This is a genomic window from Pseudomonas sp. KCJK9016 (genome assembly GCF_046231795.1).
Classification (GTDB): Bacteria; Pseudomonadota; Gammaproteobacteria; order Pseudomonadales; family Pseudomonadaceae; genus Aquipseudomonas; species Aquipseudomonas bananamidigenes.
This window is the reverse complement of the sequence record NZ_JBJJMM010000009.1, coordinates 132,709-148,910: the sequence shown is the minus strand read 5'-3', so window position 1 is coordinate 148,910 and position 16,202 is coordinate 132,709. Positions and strand designations below refer to the sequence as shown.

The following is a 16,202-nucleotide window of genomic DNA, read 5'->3' as shown; positions in this document are numbered from 1 at the left end:
ATGGAACGCATCGACCACGTTCTGCCGTGGAGCCATCTGGGCAGCGAGCGCCGGATTTCGGTGTTCCGCTACGGTAGCGGTGAGCGCAAGGCCTACATTCAGGCCAGCCTCCACGCTGACGAGCTGCCCGGCATGCGCACCGCCTGGGAACTGAAAAAACGCCTCGGCGAACTCGAAGCCAAAGGCCTGCTCAATGGCATCATCGAGCTGGTGCCGGTGGCCAACCCGCTGGGTCTTGGCCAGTTGCTGCAAGGCAATCATCAGGGCCGTTTCGAGGCCGGCAGCGGCAAGAATTTCAACCGTGATTTCGTCGAACTCAGCGCGCCGGTGGCGGCGAAGGTTCAAGGGCTGCTCGGTGATGATCCCCATGCCAATATCCGTCTGATCCGTCAGGCGATGGCCGATCATCTGGCCGCATTGCCCGAGGCGAGCAGCCAGTTGCAAGGCATGCAGCGCATCCTGCTGCAACATGCCGCCACCGCTGACGTGGTGCTGGATCTGCATTGCGACTGCGAAGCCGCGCTGCACATGTATGCGTTGCCGCAGCACTGGCCGCAGTGGCGTTCCCTTGCCGCGCATCTGGATGTGAAAGTCGGCCTGCTGGCGGAAGATTCCGGTGGCAGCTCGTTCGACGAAGCCTGTTCGCTGCCATGGCTGCGTCTGTCGCGTCTGTTCCCGGATGCGCAGATTCCGCTGGCGTGCCTGGCGACCACCGTTGAACTCGGCGGTCAGGCTGATACCACACCCGCGCAGGCTGAAGCCTGGGCCGAAGGGATTCTGGCATTCCTTGCCGAGCAAGGGCTGATCCGTGGCGAGTGGCCGAGCGCCGGGCGCGAACCGTGCGAAGGCATGCCGTTCGAAGGCACGGAATTGCTTCTGCCGCCGCATCCGGGCGTGGTGAGTTTTCTGCGCAGGCCCGGCGAGTGGGTTGAAGCCGGTGACAAGATTTTCGAAGTGATCGATCCGCTGTCGGATCGGGTCAGCACGGTGTGTGCTGGTACGTCCGGGGTGCTGTTTGCCATTGAGCGGCTGCGTTACGCCCAACCCGGTTTCTGGCTGGCCAAAGTGGCGGGGCGCGATGCGCTGCGCGACGGCCCTTTGCTCAACGACTGACTGTTTTTGTGAGAACCGACCGCATGTACAAACTTGAAGTCCAAGACCTGCATAAACGCTATGGCAGTCACGAAGTGCTCAAGGGCGTTTCCCTGAAAGCGGCCGCCGGCGATGTGATCAGCATCATCGGCTCCAGTGGCTCCGGCAAAAGTACTTTCCTGCGCTGCATCAACCTGCTCGAGCAGCCGCACGCAGGCAAGATCCTGCTCAACAACGAAGAGCTGAAACTGGTTGCCAACAAGGACGGCGCGCTGAAAGCCGCTGACCCGAAGCAGCTGCAACGCATGCGTTCGCGCCTGTCGATGGTGTTTCAGCATTTCAATCTGTGGTCGCACATGACCGCGCTGGAAAACATCATGGAAGCGCCGGTTCACGTACTGGGCGTGTCCAAGGCCGAAGCCCGCGAGAAAGCCGAGCACTACCTGAACAAGGTCGGCGTGGCCCATCGTAAAGACGCGTTCCCGGGCCACATGTCCGGTGGTGAGCAGCAGCGTGTAGCGATTGCCCGTGCGCTGGCGATGGAACCGGAAGTGATGCTGTTCGACGAACCGACTTCGGCCCTCGACCCGGAACTGGTCGGCGACGTATTGAAAGTCATGCAGGCCCTGGCTCAGGAAGGCCGCACCATGGTGGTGGTGACCCACGAAATGGGCTTCGCCCGTGAAGTGTCGAACCAACTGGTGTTCCTGCACAAAGGCGTCGTGGAAGAAAGCGGCAACCCGCGTGAAGTGCTGGTCAATCCGCAATCGGAACGTTTGCAGCAGTTCCTCTCGGGCAGCCTCAAGTAATCGTTCCCGTTATGCACCCAATCAGGTCATGCTGCATGACCTGAGGGGCGGATCCATTTCCTCTGTGGGAGCGAGCCTGCTCGCGATTACGGTGGTTCAGAAGCAATGATGCCGGCTGACACACCGCTTTCGCGAGCAGGCTCGCTCCCACAAGGGATCCGCACCGGTTTCAGGATTTGTGTTCATTTTCGGGCTAGCATTGGCCCTTGCCTTCATCACCGTTTTTCGTTTCGGATCGCCCACCATGACTGCCCATCGAATTGGTTTCCTGATTTGGCCCAGCACTAAAGCTCTGACTTTGGCGCTGGCAGAGGAGGCCTTGCGTGTTGCCCAGCGTGTGCATCCGGAGGTGGTTTACGAACTCTCGTTCCTGCAGGCCGAACCGCCGCTCGAAGGTGAGTGGCAACTGCCCGGTGAGCCCTGGGCCGGCAAGCTCGAAAACTTCCAGAAACTGTTCCTGCTTGCCGATGAGCCGCCGGCTACCCTGGCGCCAGCCCTCAGCAGCGCACTCAAGCAACTGGTACGCACCGGTTGCGTGATCGGCGGTCTGTCGGCCGGTGTGTATCCACTGGCGCAACTCGGTCTGCTCGACGGTTACCGCGCTGCCGTGCACTGGCGCTGGCAGGACGACTTCGCCGAGCGCTTCCCGAAAGTCATCGCCACCAGCCATTTGTTCGACTGGGATCGCGATCGCCTGACCGCGTGCGGCGGCATGTCGGTGCTCGATCTGTTGTTGGCCGTCCTGGCCCGTGATCACGGTGCGGAACTGGCCGGTGCGGTTTCCGAAGAGCTGGTGGTCGAGCGCATCCGCGAAGGCGGCGAGCGGCAGCGCATTCCGTTGCAGAACCGACTGGGCTCCAGCCATCCGAAGCTGACGCAGGCCGTGCTGCTGATGGAGGCCAACATCGAAGAGCCGTTGACCACCGACGAAATCGCCCAGCATGTGTGCGTGTCCCGACGTCAGCTGGAGCGGATCTTCAAGCAATACCTCAACCGCGTGCCGAGCCAGTACTACCTGGAGCTGCGTCTGAACAAGGCGCGGCAAATGTTGATGCAGACCAGCAAGTCGATCATCCAGATCGGCCTGTCCTGCGGTTTCTCTTCAGGGCCGCATTTCTCCAGCGCCTATCGAAACTTCTTCGGTGCCACGCCGCGGGAAGACCGCAACCAGCGGCGCAGCAGCAGCCCGTTCGAGTTGTCGTCGGTGCCACCGGAGCGCGGCTGATCCTTGAGTCACAGCGCCATAGATCATGGCGCTGTTGTTTCAGGCTCTGTTCAATCTTCCATCTCGACACTGGGGCGAGTCGGCATCGTCGGATGTTCCAGCACGCCGTCAACGTTCAGTGTCATCCCCGTTTCCTGGTAGTAAGCGCGAATTCGCTGCATGGCCCGCGCGGAGAAGGGATTGCCGCGAAAGTCATAGCGATCACCGACGTAGGCAGGCACCTCCATCAGTTCGTCAGGCATTTCACTGATTTCATTGCCTGACAGATCCACCTCCATCCAGTTGAAGTTTTCGAGCACGCCTTTCGGGATTTCACGAATGCCGGTGGTGCTCAGATCGAGATCCGTAAGCCCTCGGAGATTGGTGAGGTCAGGCGTCAGCCCGAGCGGGTTGTCGTGCAGATGCAGCAGATCAAGGTTGTCCAGTGTGGCCAGTCCCGCCACATCGCGCGGCGACAGCGTGAGATCGCATGCCGGCAGGCTCAACGTGTTGAGTCGTCTCATCTGGAAGATGGCCTCGGGGATATGGTTCAGTTCATAGCCTTGTATATCAACGCTTTCAAGATTGCGAAACGCATCGAGGAATCGGCCGATCCTTGGTGAATAATCACTGGTGCTGACCAGATGCAGGTCCGAAACGTGGCCGAAGTCGGCACTCAGCGTCGGCAATTCACCACGGATCGGTAGTCTGAAAACGAAGTGGTGTTCACGCGCGTCCGCCCCCTCCACCGGTGTTTTGCGCCAGCAAGTCAACAATGCCTCCTTGAACGTTGACCTGTTCTGTTCCTCCAGCAGGCGCTCTTCGAGTGTGAGGGGGAGGCCGGTCGGGTGATGGTCGGGTATGTCGGCTTCCCAGGTTGCCAGATCTCCCAGCAATCTGACGAGTTCAGCCTCCCGACGGGCCAGTTCGACCCGCCCGTCGTTCAGTGTGCCGTCGAGCCGATAAATGAAGGCGCTGGCCTGTTCGTCGTTGAGCGCAGGATAAAGTGTGCGGGCGCGTGCGATGTCTGCTGGCTCGGCCAAAACGCCAAGGTCTTCCCCGGTTCTGTGGTAGTAAGCCTTTATCTGCTCTCGGGTGGCGGCACCGAAGGGATTGTTGTTGAAGTCAAAGCCTTTGCTGGCCGCAGCGGGCAGATTGAAGATTTCCGGGGGGAGCTCAGTCAGGCGATTGCCGCTGAGAATGGCTGTTTCGAGCCAGGGCGGATCCAGCAAGCCTGGAGGCAATGCCGAGATCCCGGTGTTCGCGAGGTCGAGGAATTCAAGATTTGGCAGCGTGCGCAGATCGAATGACCGGCCCAGCGGGTTGTTGTAAAGATCGAGCCTCACCAGATCTTTCAGTGACGAAAGCGTTGCAATCCCTTCGTCATCCAGCACGATCTGGCAGTTGCTCAACACCAGTTGCTGCATATCCGGCATTTCCCTCAGTGCTGGCGGAATTTCTACCAGTGCCAGATCCCGTAACTCAAGGGAGTCGAGCCCGGTGAATCCGCGCAGAAAACCCGTGTCGGCCCGCAACTGAGGATTGCCGGTGATCGACAGTGTCGTGACATGTGCGAAGTCTGCTCGCAAGGCGGGCAGGTCACCGATGAATTGCGGATTCAGACCGAGAGCGGCGGTTCTCGATTCAGGACTTTCCGCAGATCTTTCGCGCCAGAACGATTCGATCTCCAGTCTGAACATCATGCGACTGGCCCGCTCGATATTTCGGTCGCTCTCGGTCAGGAGAATGTCACTGGCAGGGTATCGTTCAGGGATATCGGTCTCCCATTGTTCAAGGTCACCTTCAAGTTGCCGCAGCTCGGTCTCCCAGCGTCGGATCTGTAGCCGACCGTCTTCGAGGGATCCCGGAAGCAGATACAGCACTCGATCGGCGTCATCCTTGTCCAGGGACGGGAACAGCGCACGGAGACGATCGATGTCTTCGGGGGGCATCGAAATGCCGAAGCTCTGCCTGAACTGCCGATAGCACGACTTGATGCGTTCGCGTGTGGCAACTGACAGTGGATTGTCGGCAAAACTGAACTGCCTGGGCGTGCGGCCAGGGATATCGAAGAGGATCTCGGGCAGTTCGCGGAGCCGGTTGCGATCGAAGTGGGCGACAACAAGACGGGGATGATCGAACAGACCGTCGGGCAAGCTCGATATCCCGCCATCGATCAGGCGCAGTTGTGTCAGGGCCGGAAGCGTTTCGAGTCCGGGTGGTGTCCCCAGCGGGTTTGCACTCAGATTCAGGTATTGAAGGTTGCTCAGGGAGGCCAGGTTGGTTCGGCTCTCGGGTGTCAGTGTCAATCGGCAGTTTTCCAGCACCAAACGTTCGAGTGGAGGCGTGCGCAGGAAGGTCAGCGGGTTTCGCTCGAGACCGAAGTCGTGCAATTCCAGATGACGCAACGTTGAAAAAGGTTGAAGAAACGCGTCGATGCCGCTCAGTGCTGCGTTGCCTGTCAGTGATATTTCGCGAATATGGCTGAAATCTGTGCTCAGGGTGGGAAGTTCACCGATGAACGCAAGGCTGGCAACCAGCGAGTCTCCACGCTGTCTGGGGTTGTCCGGCAGTCGGGCTCGCCACAATGCTTGCATATGATCGGCAAAGACTGTCCTGGCCGCGTATTCGGCAAATAATTGTGGCGGAGCCAGCGGTCGAGCCTCGAGAGGGTGGATCCGGGGAACGGCCGTTTTCCATTGTTCAAGGTCCGCCGAGAGCTGTTCGATCTCCGCTTTCCAGTGCCTGAGCTGCGACCGGCCATGCGCCAGGTCACCCGGCAAGCCATAGAAGACATCGCTGGCTTCCTCACTGTCCAGAGTTGGGAACAGCGCCTGGGTGGCATCGATGTCTGCCTGTTCGGCAAGCACCCCGAAATCCAGCCCGGTTTCACGGCTGTAGCGTTTGATCCTTTCACGTGTGTCGAGGGTCAGTGGATTGCCGGAAAAGTCGAATCCTTCGCTGGCCGATGCGGGCATTTCAAACAAGGTTTCGGGCAGCTCTCGGATCTGATTGTCACTGACAATGGCTGTTCGCAATGTCGGGTGAGCGGACAAACCTGCCGGTACATCGCTGATACCGGTATGAGACAGATCCAGGTAATGCAGTCCGGTCAGGCTGCTGACATCGGGGGCGCGACCCAGAACGTTGTTCGGCAGCTCAAGGGATTCGAGTTCACGCATCTCTGCCAGTGCGGCTTGTAGTTCGCCGGTGAGTTCAACGCCACAGTTATTGAGCAGCAGCGTATTCAGCTCAGGCAGGCTGGTGAGTGTTTCCGGCAACCGATCCAGGGTGAAGTCGTGGAGGATCAGGCGCTTCAGTCGGGGAAAGCTCTTGAGGAACGGTGCGGTGGCCTGTATTTGCTTGTTTCCGTTCAGGGACAGCGCCGTGATATGACTGAAATCGGCCGACAGGGCAGGCATGTCACCGATGAACGAAGCCTGTGCCGAGAACACGTCCGCTCTTGTCAGTGGCTGTGCGGTCGATCGGTGGCGCCAAAGCCGCTCGATCCTTCCGGCAAATATCTCTCGCTCGTAGAACTGGTTGAAGTGTTCGTTGGGCGGCAGCAGCTCGCCCGTGAGCGGATTGCGGTTCGGTGTGCCCCGGGCCCAGGCGGCCAGGTCGGTGGTCAGTCGGGCCAGTTCGTTCTCCCAGCGATCCAGCTGCAGGCGGCCTTGCGCCAGGGAACCGGGCAACTCGTAGATCAGTTCGCTGGATTGACGATCGTTCAGGTCGGTGAACATTGCCTTGACCCGGTTGATATCCGCTTGCTCGGGACGTACGCCCAGGTCGCTGCCGGTCCGTCTGAAATAGACCTTCACTTTTTCACGTGTGGCAACGGAAAGTGGATTGCCTAAAAAATCGAAGCCCGCTGTGGCGGACGCTCCCCGTTCGAACAATGAATCAGGCAGTGTGGTGATCTGGTTGTCGGTGAGCCAGGCGCTGATGAGTCGGGGATGATTCAGCAGACCGGGCGGAATATCGGAGATTCCCGTGCTGGACAGATTCAGATGCGTCAGGTTCGGCAGGAAACTGACATCGAACAGCGTGCCCAACGGATTACCTTCCAGGTCCAGCGCGATCAGCCCGTTGAGGGAAAACAGCAGTGCCTGGTTCGGCGGGGTAAGGATGATGCCGCAACTGTGCAACGTCAGTTGCTTCAGCTCCGTGAGTCCTGTCAGGCGCGGCGGCAGTCTGTGCAGGTCGAAATCACGCAAATCCAAACGGACCAGCCCTGAAAAACGTTCGAGAAAGGTGTTCAGCGCAGCCGATGCGCCACTGCCGATCAGTTCCAGATCGCCAACGTGGCTGAAGTCCGCCGTGAGAGCCGGCAAATCGCCCACCACCGGTTGTGAAAAGCGCATCTGGTAGCCGTGGGGAGCTCGCATTTCCCGCCGCCAGCATCTGCGCAATGCGTGGGCGAATGTCTGTCGATCACGGATGGCGGCCATTCGTTGTTCGGTCGACAGTCGGTTGCCGTCCGCCGGGTTGATTTCCGGAAACTCGAGCATCCAGTGATTGAGGTCGCTATCGAGTTGAGCGTATTCAAGTTGAAGGCGCGACAGCTCGGCGATCGCACCATTTGGATGGCCCTCGAGTCGTCTGGCCAGGGTGGCCTGTTCCGCTTCGGATATTCTCGGATAGACCTGCCTGATCCGGTTCGCCAGTGTACGGGGCATTCGCTGGCTGGCAGGCGGGTTGCGTGAATAGCCATCAGTGCCCAGCAATCTCAAGTTATCCACGACGGGAGGCGGTACCGGATCGGGCAGAATTGCCAGTCTGAGTTCGGTGCGGGCCAGCGGGTTGTCGCGGATGGCTTGCCTGAGTTTTTCTCCTTCGCCGATCTGCAGGTTCAACGCCTGCCGCTGTGCGTCCGGCAGGGCTTGCAGGACGGCCGTGTAGAAGTCGGTGGGGCCGGACAGCTCCAATCCCTGTTCATCAAAAGGCTGCCATAGATTGTCGGCTCCGAGCGTCAGCACTTTCCGGATCGACGCCTCCATGGGGCCGGTGCTGTCGAGTGCGCGGCCCTCTCGGGATTGCGCGCGGACTTCCAGCCGCACATCCGCGGACCACCCCGGCAACAGTTGAAGACTGTGCAACGCCAGGGTGTCGGAATCGGGATTGCGCACCGAGTCAAGTTCCAGTCCTTCATAGGCGCGGGTGATGCGCAGTTCCTGCCTGGCGTGCGCTGCCAGAAGCCGTTGCCGTTCAGGCCAGTGCCCTCTGCTGATTTCCACAAGCTCCGTGCCGGTGGCCGTGTGCAGCAGTTCTTCGGTGATTCTGGCGGGCAGTTGCGGTTCGTGCAGGGTCGCCTGTCTGACCATGGCCTCGTCGCGATGCTGGAGTGCCTGATAGCGCACCTCGAAAAGTGAGGTGCGATGCTGGCGGGCGATCTGTGCGAGTCTGCTCCTCAGCTTGCGGGTGCGCGCCTCGAGGGCCAGCCTCTCGCCGAATTCCTCTTCCAGCAGTGTGTTGATTTCCGGTTCGCTGAGGGTGTGCAGCAATGTCTTGAGCAAGTCGTCCTCGGAAAGCCTGTCCTGACGAATCGCTGTCAACGGGAGCTGTTGATTGTCGGAGGACTGCCAGACGATCTCACCTTGTTCGTCGATGAAGCACAGTCTTCGGGTGTCCGGCCACAGTTTCTGACTCTTGAGAAGCTCGAGCTGGAGCAGTGGGTCCGCCTTCAGGTAATCCTCGGGCCTGTCGCTGGCGATCCGTTCAATGAAGTCTTGCAGCTGCTGATCGATCCTGAAGCGCTGGATGCTGTCAGCCAGCAGCGGTGGCACGCGTTCCTGCTCGACGTGCATTTTGCGCAACGCATCTTCCGGACAGCCGCTGACCTTGAGGATCCGCTCGCGTCTGGCGGGGGAGAACGATTCGATGCTGTTTCCCAAGCGTTGCAACGCAGTGGCGGCGTCCCATTCGAGCGGTTGCTCAAGCTCGGTGTGAAAGGCGCCTTCATGGTTATGACGCACGATGGGGCGGTAGGCATCGTCACGGGTCGGATGCTCGATATACAGCTTGCCGGGATGTTCGTGAGCACTGACTTCGTAATGGGCCTGGTCAATGGGGAGCAGTTTTTTGCCCTGGTGCAAGAGCAGTCCTGACGGCTCGGTCACGACGCCATGGGCGGGTTGAACCTGTCGCGCGTACGGTCGCAGGTCGGGCTTCCAGTACAGCGTCTTGCCGTTGCGCAATGTCACGGGCTGGAATCGGTCAATCAGTGAAACCAGCTCGGCCGGCAATATTTTTGGCAGCTCCTTGATGGCGATGGTACCGCCGATGCCGAAGGCTCCGAGCTGGATCAGCGACTCCAGTGCGCCGAACATGTGTTCGGCCACTTCGGTGCTCAGTCCTTCGGCCCAGTCAACGACACCCTCGAATACTTCGTCGAGAAATTGATAGGCCATGTACGCCATCATCATTTCGCCCAGAAAGGGCACGAAGGGCATCAGTACGAACGAGGCGAATTCGAGAATCGAAGAGGCGATCCGGGTGAAGGAATCCCACATCGCCCAGCGTGCGTTGCGATCGACCGTGGCGGTCGGGACTGCGATCGTTGCAGCGTCATTCAGGATTTTGTCCAGTTTTCGCTCATAAAGGTGATCCAGCAACGGGCCTTCGATGGGTGTGGCGGCGAATTGCAGATCGGGGGTGTCGATGGGGGTATCCCGCCATGCCGGCAATGAGCTGCCGGGTTCAGAGATGTGCCATTTCACCCGGCTCAGGCGTTGCCCGAGGTCGGCGAAGAAGTGCCCGCGCTGGTCATGGGCCACGAAGCGGCTGAAAAATTTCTGATACTCCGGGTTGCGCAGCTGACGTGTCAGCTCGCGCATCAAGTCTGCCGTCGAGGCGTATTCCTTGACCGGATGCTCGGGATCATCCGGTACATAGGCCACCACCCTGACCGGGGTGCGGGCCTGCTGCGGATCCGGTGCGAACAGAACGATGCCGGTCAGCTTCGACGACATCATGGCCAGGTCATGACAAAGCAGCGGCTGGCCTTCGACACGCATGCCTTGCAAACCGTCGAGCAAACCGCCGATCAAGCGTGCGTACAGCTCGCTCACATCGCCATTCATTCGCGCCATTTGCAGGGCGGTCTGCATCGCAGTCTTTTCGCTGGCGTCGATATGCAGGCGCAGTGCCGAACCGGCGACCGGGTCGTTGAGGCCCAGATTTTCTTCCAGAAACTTTTTGTAGCGGGCGCCGATGTCCAGTTCCCGGCACAGTCTGGTGAACGCTGCGATACCGATTTGCGCCTTGATCTGCGGCAGGTTTTCGAACCGGCCCGACGGACCGGGTCTGGTAATGAAAGTCGATTCGCTGGAGTAAGCATCGGATTCGGTTTCGTCTTCGTCGAAGTTGTGCAGCGCAGCATCGAGCAGCGACACCGTCCAGGTCCGGTTGCCGGTGGTTATCGGGAACCCGCGTGCTTTCACCGGGATGTAGAGGTGAAGGAAGGTATTCCTGACATCCAGGTCGAGACTGAATCGGCTCTTGAGTGCCTCGGTCAGGATCGGCTCGGCGTAGGTGGCGGCATCCTTTAGCGGCTCCAGTGTCTGGTCGAGCCTGTTCTGTGCACTCATGCGTCGGCCGATCAGGGCTCTGAGTTCCTCATGCTGTGCCTTCGATGCTTGCTTGAGGGCGCCGGTGAGTGGGCGGCGGTTGTGTTTCAAGGCCTGGCGTCGGGCGGCCGAAGCCTTGCCGAGCCATTCGGGGAAGGCATTTCTGAGGGGTTCGTAGTGTTCGGGGGGATTGAGCGGTGTGTGGGCTGCAATTTGTCCGGTGGATGCCTGCATCGGGTCTGTCCATGTACGTCGGGAAGCCGTCAGCAGACCAGAGAACGCTGCGGCGGATGCGGTACATAGGTATGACAGACCAGCGCCTGCCAATTGATATGCTCACAGGCCTGCTGCAATTGTCGGCGACGGTTTAAACTGCGCCTTTGCGACGCTATATGTCGCATTGCCGTAAACCCGGGAAAATCCGGGGTTTGCGCTATAAGAAGTTGTCGCTTGGCGACAAGGCCGGGCAGAAAACTGTCCTTACAATCCCACCATCGCTCGCCAGTTTCAGGCGGGTGGCCCTCATCAGGAGACTCCGATGTCCGTTGAGCACGCTGCGGTACAACGCGCCGATTTCGACCAGGTTATGGTTCCCAACTACGCGCCTGCCGCTTTCATTCCGGTGCGTGGCGCCGGTTCCCGCGTCTGGGATCAGGCCGGCCGCGAGCTGATCGACTTTGCCGGCGGCATCGCCGTCAACGTATTGGGCCACGCGCATCCGGCGCTGGTCGGTGCGCTGACCGAACAGGCGAACAAGCTGTGGCACGTGTCCAACGTGTTCACCAACGAGCCGGCGCTGCGTCTGGCTCACAAGCTGATCGACGCTACCTTTGCCGAGCGCGTGTTCTTCTGCAACTCCGGCGCCGAAGCCAACGAGGCCGCCTTCAAGCTGGCCCGTCGTGTCGCATTCGACCGTTTCGGCAGCGAAAAATACGAAATCATCGCCGCGCTCAACAGCTTCCACGGTCGTACCCTGTTCACCGTGAACGTGGGTGGCCAGTCGAAGTACTCCGACGGTTTCGGCCCGAAAATCACCGGCATCACCCACGTCCCGTACAACGACCTGGCGGCCCTGAAAGCCGCTGTTTCGGACAAGACCTGCGCGATCGTTCTGGAACCGATCCAGGGTGAGGGCGGTGTGCTGCCGGCCGAGCAGGCTTACCTGCAAGGCGCCCGTGAACTGTGCGACGCACACAACGCGCTGCTGGTGTTCGACGAAGTGCAGACCGGCATGGGCCGCACCGGCAATCTGTTCGCCTACCAGCATTTCGGCGTGGTTCCGGACATCCTGACCAGCGCCAAGAGCCTGGGCGGCGGTTTCCCGATTGCTGCGATGCTGACCACCGAAGCGCTGGCCAAACATCTGGTCGTCGGTACTCACGGTACTACCTACGGCGGCAACCCGCTGGCATGCGCCGTGGCTGAAGCGGTGATCGATGTGATCAACACCCCTGAAGTGCTGAACGGCGTCAACGCCAGGCACGACAAATTCAAGACCCGCCTGCAACAGATCGGTGAAAAGTCCGGCCTGTTCACCCAGGTGCGCGGTCTGGGTCTGCTGATCGGTTGCGTGCTGAGCGATGCCTGGAAAGGCAAGGCCAAGGACATTTTCAACGCCGCCGAAAAAGAAGGCCTGATGATCCTGCAGGCCGGTCCGGACGTCATTCGCTTCGCCCCGAGCCTGGTGATTGAAAACGCGGATATCGACGCGGGCCTGGACCGCTTCGAGCGCGCCGTGGCCAAGCTGACTCAAGCCTGAAAGACCCTTCGGCGCCCGGTACTTTCAGGCGCCGAACCCAATTTTGATGCCGGGCGAGTTCCATTGTGGGAGCGAGCCTGCTCGCGAAGAGGGCGTGTCAGTCAACATTTTTGCTGACGGATAGACTGCTTTCGCGAGCAGGCTCGCTCCCACGGTGTCCGGCGTTTTTTCTGTGAGTTTATGAGAGAAAGGAGTGACACCATGCTGGTGATGCGCCCTGCGCAAATGGCTGATCTGGGCGAGGTACAGCGTCTGGCTGCGGACAGTCCGATCGGTGTCACTTCCTTGCCGGATGACGTTGAGCGCCTGAGCGACAAGATCGCGGCGAGCGAAGCCTCGTTTGCCGCCGAAGTGAGCTTCAACGGTGAGGAGAGTTACTTCTTCGTCCTTGAGGACACCGCCACCGGCAAACTGGTGGGCTGTTCGGCGATCGTCGCTTCGGCCGGTTACTCCGAGCCGTTCTACAGCTTTCGCAACGAGACCTTCGTGCACGCTTCCCGCGAGCTGAAGATCCACAACAAGATTCACGTGCTCTCGCAATGCCACGACCTGACCGGCAACAGCCTCCTGACCAGTTTCTACGTGCAGCGGGATCTGGTCGGTTCGCCCTGGGCGGAGCTCAACTCCCGTGGTCGACTGCTGTTCGTCGCCAGTCATCCGGAACGTTTCGCCGATTCGGTGGTGACCGAGATCGTTGGCTACAGCGATGAAAACGGCGACTCGCCATTCTGGGATGCCATCGGTCGCAACTTCTTCGATCTGAACTACGCCGAGGCTGAACGTCTGTGCGGTCTGAAAAGCCGTACCTTCCTCGCCGAGCTGATGCCGCATTACCCGATCTACGTGCCGTTGCTGCCGGACTCCGCTCAGGAAGCGATGGGTCAGGTGCACCCGCGTGCGCAGATCACCTTCGACATCCTGATGCGCGAAGGCTTCGAGACCGATCACTACATCGACATTTTCGACGGCGGTCCGACCCTGCATGCGCGCGTTTCGGGGATCCGTTCGATCGCCCAGAGCCGTGTGGTGCCGGTGAAGATCGGCGAGCCGGTCAAGGGTGCCGGTCGCCAGTATCTGGTGGCCAATGCCCAGTTGCAGGATTACCGCGCGGTATTGCTGGAGCTGGATTACGCACCGGGCAAACCGGTGACCCTGGATCTGGAAGCGGCCGAAGCCCTGGGCGTCGGTGAAGGTGCCAGCGTGCGCCTGGTGGCGGTTTAACGCCTTAGCGAGTTTCACGGGTGGCCGCGGCGGCCCGTTTGAGGAGATAGCATGATTGTTCGTCCCGTACGCAGCAGCGATTTGTCCGCTCTGATCGACCTGGCCCGCAGCACCGGCACCGGCCTGACCACCTTGCCGGCCAACGAAGAGCGCCTGACCCATCGGGTCGGCTGGGCCGAGAAGACCTTTCGCGGCGAAGCCGGGCGTGGCGACGCGGATTACCTGTTCGTGCTCGAAGACGACAACGGTCGGGTGGTGGGGATTTCCGCCATCGCCGGCGCCGTCGGTCTGCGTGAGCCCTGGTACAACTTCCGTGTGGGCCTGACCGTCAGCGCCTCGCAGGAGCTGAACATCTATCGCGAGATCCCGACGCTGTTCCTGGCCAACGACCTGACCGGCAATTCCGAACTGTGCTCGCTGTTCCTGCACGCCGACTACCGCACCGGCCTCAACGGTCGCATGCTGTCCAAGGCGCGGATGCTGTTCATCGCCGAGTTCCCGGAACTGTTCGGCAACAAGATCATCGCCGAGATGCGCGGTGTGTCCGATGAAGCCGGTCGCTCGCCGTTCTGGGAAAGCTTGGGCCGGCATTTCTTCAAGATGGAATTCAGCCAGGCCGATTACCTGACCGGCGTCGGCAACAAGGCGTTCATCGCTGAACTGATGCCGAAATTCCCGTTGTACACCTGCTTCCTGTCTCCGGACGCGCGCAACGTCATCGGTCAGGTGCATCCGGACACCGAGCCGGCACTGGCGATGCTCAAGAGCGAAGGTTTCAGCTATCAGGGCTACGTCGACATCTTCGACGCAGGTCCCGCCATCGAGTGCGAAACCGGCAAGATCCGCGCGGTGCGCGACAGTGAGGCGCTGGTGCTGGCCATCGGCACGCCGGGCGACGACGCCACGCCGTTCATCATCCATAACCGCAAACGCGAAGACTGCCGCATCACGGCTGCGCCGGCCCGTCTGGCCGCCGGTACGCTGGTGGTCGATCCGCTGACCGCCAAACGTCTTCAACTTAACGCTGGCGATCAGGTGCGCGCCGTGGCGTTGTCTGCTGCCCGGGAGTCGAAATAATGAATTCGCTATACATCGCAGGTGAGTGGCTGGCCGGTCAGGGCGAGGCCTTTCAATCGCTGAACCCGGTGACCCAGCAAGTGCTGTGGTCGGGGGAGGGCGCCACTGCCGCTCAGGTCGAGTCCGCCGTGCAGGCTGCTCGTCAGGCGTTCCCGGGTTGGGCCCGGCGTACCCTGGAAGAACGCATTGGTGTGCTTGAAGCTTTCGCCGCCACGTTGAAAAAACACGCCGACGAACTGGCCCGCACCATCGGTGAGGAAACCGGCAAACCGCTCTGGGAAGCCGCGACCGAAGTCACCAGCATGGTCAACAAGATCGCGATCTCGGTGCAGAGCTACCGCGAACGTACCGGCGAGAAGAGCGGCCCGCTGGGCGACGCCACCGCCGTGTTACGCCACAAGCCTCATGGTGTGGTCGCCGTATTCGGCCCTTACAACTTTCCCGGCCATTTGCCGAACGGTCACATCGTGCCGGCGCTGCTGGCCGGTAACAGCGTGCTGTTCAAGCCGAGCGAACTGACCCCGAAAGTCGCCGAACTCACAGTCAAGTGCTGGATCGAAGCCGGTCTGCCGGCCGGCGTGCTGAACCTGCTGCAGGGCTCCCGCGAAACCGGTATCGCCCTGGCGGCGAATCCAGGTATCGACGGTCTGTTCTTCACCGGTTCCAGCCGCACCGGCAATCATCTGCACCAGCAGTTCGCCGGGCGTCCGGACAAGATCCTCGCGCTGGAAATGGGCGGCAACAACCCGCTGGTGGTCGATCAGGTCGCGGACCTCGACGCCGCGGTTTACACCATCATTCAATCGGCATTCATTTCCGCCGGCCAGCGCTGCACCTGCGCCCGTCGTCTGCTGGTGCCGCAAGGCGCGTGGGGTGACAGCCTGCTCAAGCGTCTGGTGGAAGTCAGTTCGACCATCGAGGTCGGCGCGTTCGACCAGCAACCGGCGCCGTTCATGGGATCGGTGGTTTCCCTCGGCGCGGCGAAAGCGTTGATGGATGCCCAGGCGAATCTGTTGGCCAACGGCGCCGTGTCGCTGCTGGCCATGACTCAGCCGCAGGCGCAGTCGGCGTTGCTGACCCCGGGCATCATTGATGTGACGGCGGTTGCCGAGCGTTCCGACGAAGAGCTGTTCGGCCCGTTGCTGCAAGTGATCCGCTACACCGATTTTGCGGCGGCGATTGCCGAGGCCAACGACACGGCATTTGGTCTGGCGGCTGGTCTGCTGTCGGATTCCGAAGAGCGCTATCAGCAGTTCTGGCTGGAAAGCCGCGCCGGGATCGTCAACTGGAACAAACAACTGACGGGCGCGGCGAGCAGCGCGCCGTTCGGTGGTGTCGGCGCTTCGGGCAACCATCGCGCCAGCGCCTACTACGCGGCGGATTACTGCGCTTACCCGGTGGCCTCGCTGGAGACCCCGAGCCTGGTGTTGCCGGCGGCCCTGACGCCTGGCGTGAAGATGGCGTGATGCCAA

8 protein-coding genes are annotated in these 16,202 nt (G+C 60.7%); 7 read left to right on the top strand and 1 reads right to left on the bottom strand.

Features of this window, described 5'->3' with window-relative positions; all coding sequences use genetic code 11:
- From ACK6BI_RS11255 to argR, 3 genes are all read left to right on the top strand, one after another.
- Complete coding sequence (locus ACK6BI_RS11255; protein ID WP_409317117.1) at positions 1 to 1,113, top strand: succinylglutamate desuccinylase/aspartoacylase family protein; 1,113 nt, start codon at positions 1 to 3, stop codon at positions 1,111 to 1,113.
- 23 nt (positions 1,114 to 1,136) lie between these two features.
- Positions 1,137 to 1,901, top strand: coding sequence for an ABC transporter ATP-binding protein (locus ACK6BI_RS11250; protein WP_003227281.1), 765 nt, complete (start codon positions 1,137 to 1,139; stop codon positions 1,899 to 1,901).
- Positions 1,902 to 2,145: 244 nt separating this feature from the next.
- A complete protein-coding gene (argR, locus tag ACK6BI_RS11245; protein WP_409317116.1) occupies positions 2,146 to 3,126 on the top strand; it encodes a transcriptional regulator ArgR in 981 nt (326 codons plus the stop codon).
- A gap of 50 nt (positions 3,127 to 3,176) precedes the next feature.
- Here the strand turns inward: argR and ACK6BI_RS11240 are convergent, their stop codons facing one another.
- Complete coding sequence (locus ACK6BI_RS11240; protein ID WP_409317115.1) at positions 3,177 to 10,907, bottom strand: dermonecrotic toxin domain-containing protein; 7,731 nt, start codon at positions 10,905 to 10,907, stop codon at positions 3,177 to 3,179.
- Between the two features lie 304 nt (positions 10,908 to 11,211).
- Between ACK6BI_RS11240 and ACK6BI_RS11235 the strand changes: the two genes are divergently transcribed.
- The 4 genes from ACK6BI_RS11235 to astD all read left to right on the top strand — a co-directional run bounded on the left by ACK6BI_RS11235 (position 11,212) and on the right by astD (position 16,196).
- Positions 11,212 to 12,432, top strand: coding sequence for an aspartate aminotransferase family protein (locus tag ACK6BI_RS11235; RefSeq protein ID WP_409317114.1), 1,221 nt, complete (start codon positions 11,212 to 11,214; stop codon positions 12,430 to 12,432).
- Positions 12,433 to 12,633: 201 nt separating this feature from the next.
- A complete protein-coding gene (gene aruF / locus ACK6BI_RS11230; protein WP_065261780.1) occupies positions 12,634 to 13,653 on the top strand; it encodes an arginine/ornithine succinyltransferase subunit alpha in 1,020 nt (339 codons plus the stop codon).
- 51 nt (positions 13,654 to 13,704) lie between these two features.
- Positions 13,705 to 14,730 (top strand): arginine N-succinyltransferase, encoded by a 1,026-nt coding sequence (astA, locus tag ACK6BI_RS11225; RefSeq protein WP_065261779.1) that lies wholly within the window; start codon positions 13,705 to 13,707, stop codon positions 14,728 to 14,730.
- Entirely contained in the window at positions 14,727 to 16,196 is a 1,470-nt protein-coding gene (gene astD, locus ACK6BI_RS11220) for a succinylglutamate-semialdehyde dehydrogenase (protein ID WP_409317177.1), read from the top strand. Before astA ends, astD begins: the two co-directional genes overlap by 4 nt.
- The last annotated feature ends 6 nt before the right edge of the window (positions 16,197 to 16,202 follow it).

Excerpts from the sequence above, each read along its gene's own strand:
- ACK6BI_RS11255 (WP_409317117.1), top strand. The coding sequence starts at position 1 with ATGGAACGCATCGACCACGTTCTGCCGTGGAGCCATCTGGGCAGCGAG.
- argR (WP_409317116.1), top strand. The coding sequence starts at position 2,146 with ATGACTGCCCATCGAATTGGTTTCCTGATTTGGCCCAGCACTAAAGCT.
- ACK6BI_RS11250 (WP_003227281.1), top strand. The coding sequence starts at position 1,137 with ATGTACAAACTTGAAGTCCAAGACCTGCATAAACGCTATGGCAGTCAC.
- ACK6BI_RS11235 (WP_409317114.1), top strand. The coding sequence starts at position 11,212 with ATGTCCGTTGAGCACGCTGCGGTACAACGCGCCGATTTCGACCAGGTT.
- aruF (WP_065261780.1), top strand. The coding sequence starts at position 12,634 with ATGCTGGTGATGCGCCCTGCGCAAATGGCTGATCTGGGCGAGGTACAG.
- astA (WP_065261779.1), top strand. The coding sequence starts at position 13,705 with ATGATTGTTCGTCCCGTACGCAGCAGCGATTTGTCCGCTCTGATCGAC.
- ACK6BI_RS11240 (WP_409317115.1), bottom strand. The coding sequence starts at position 10,907 with ATGCAGGCATCCACCGGACAAATTGCAGCCCACACACCGCTCAATCCC.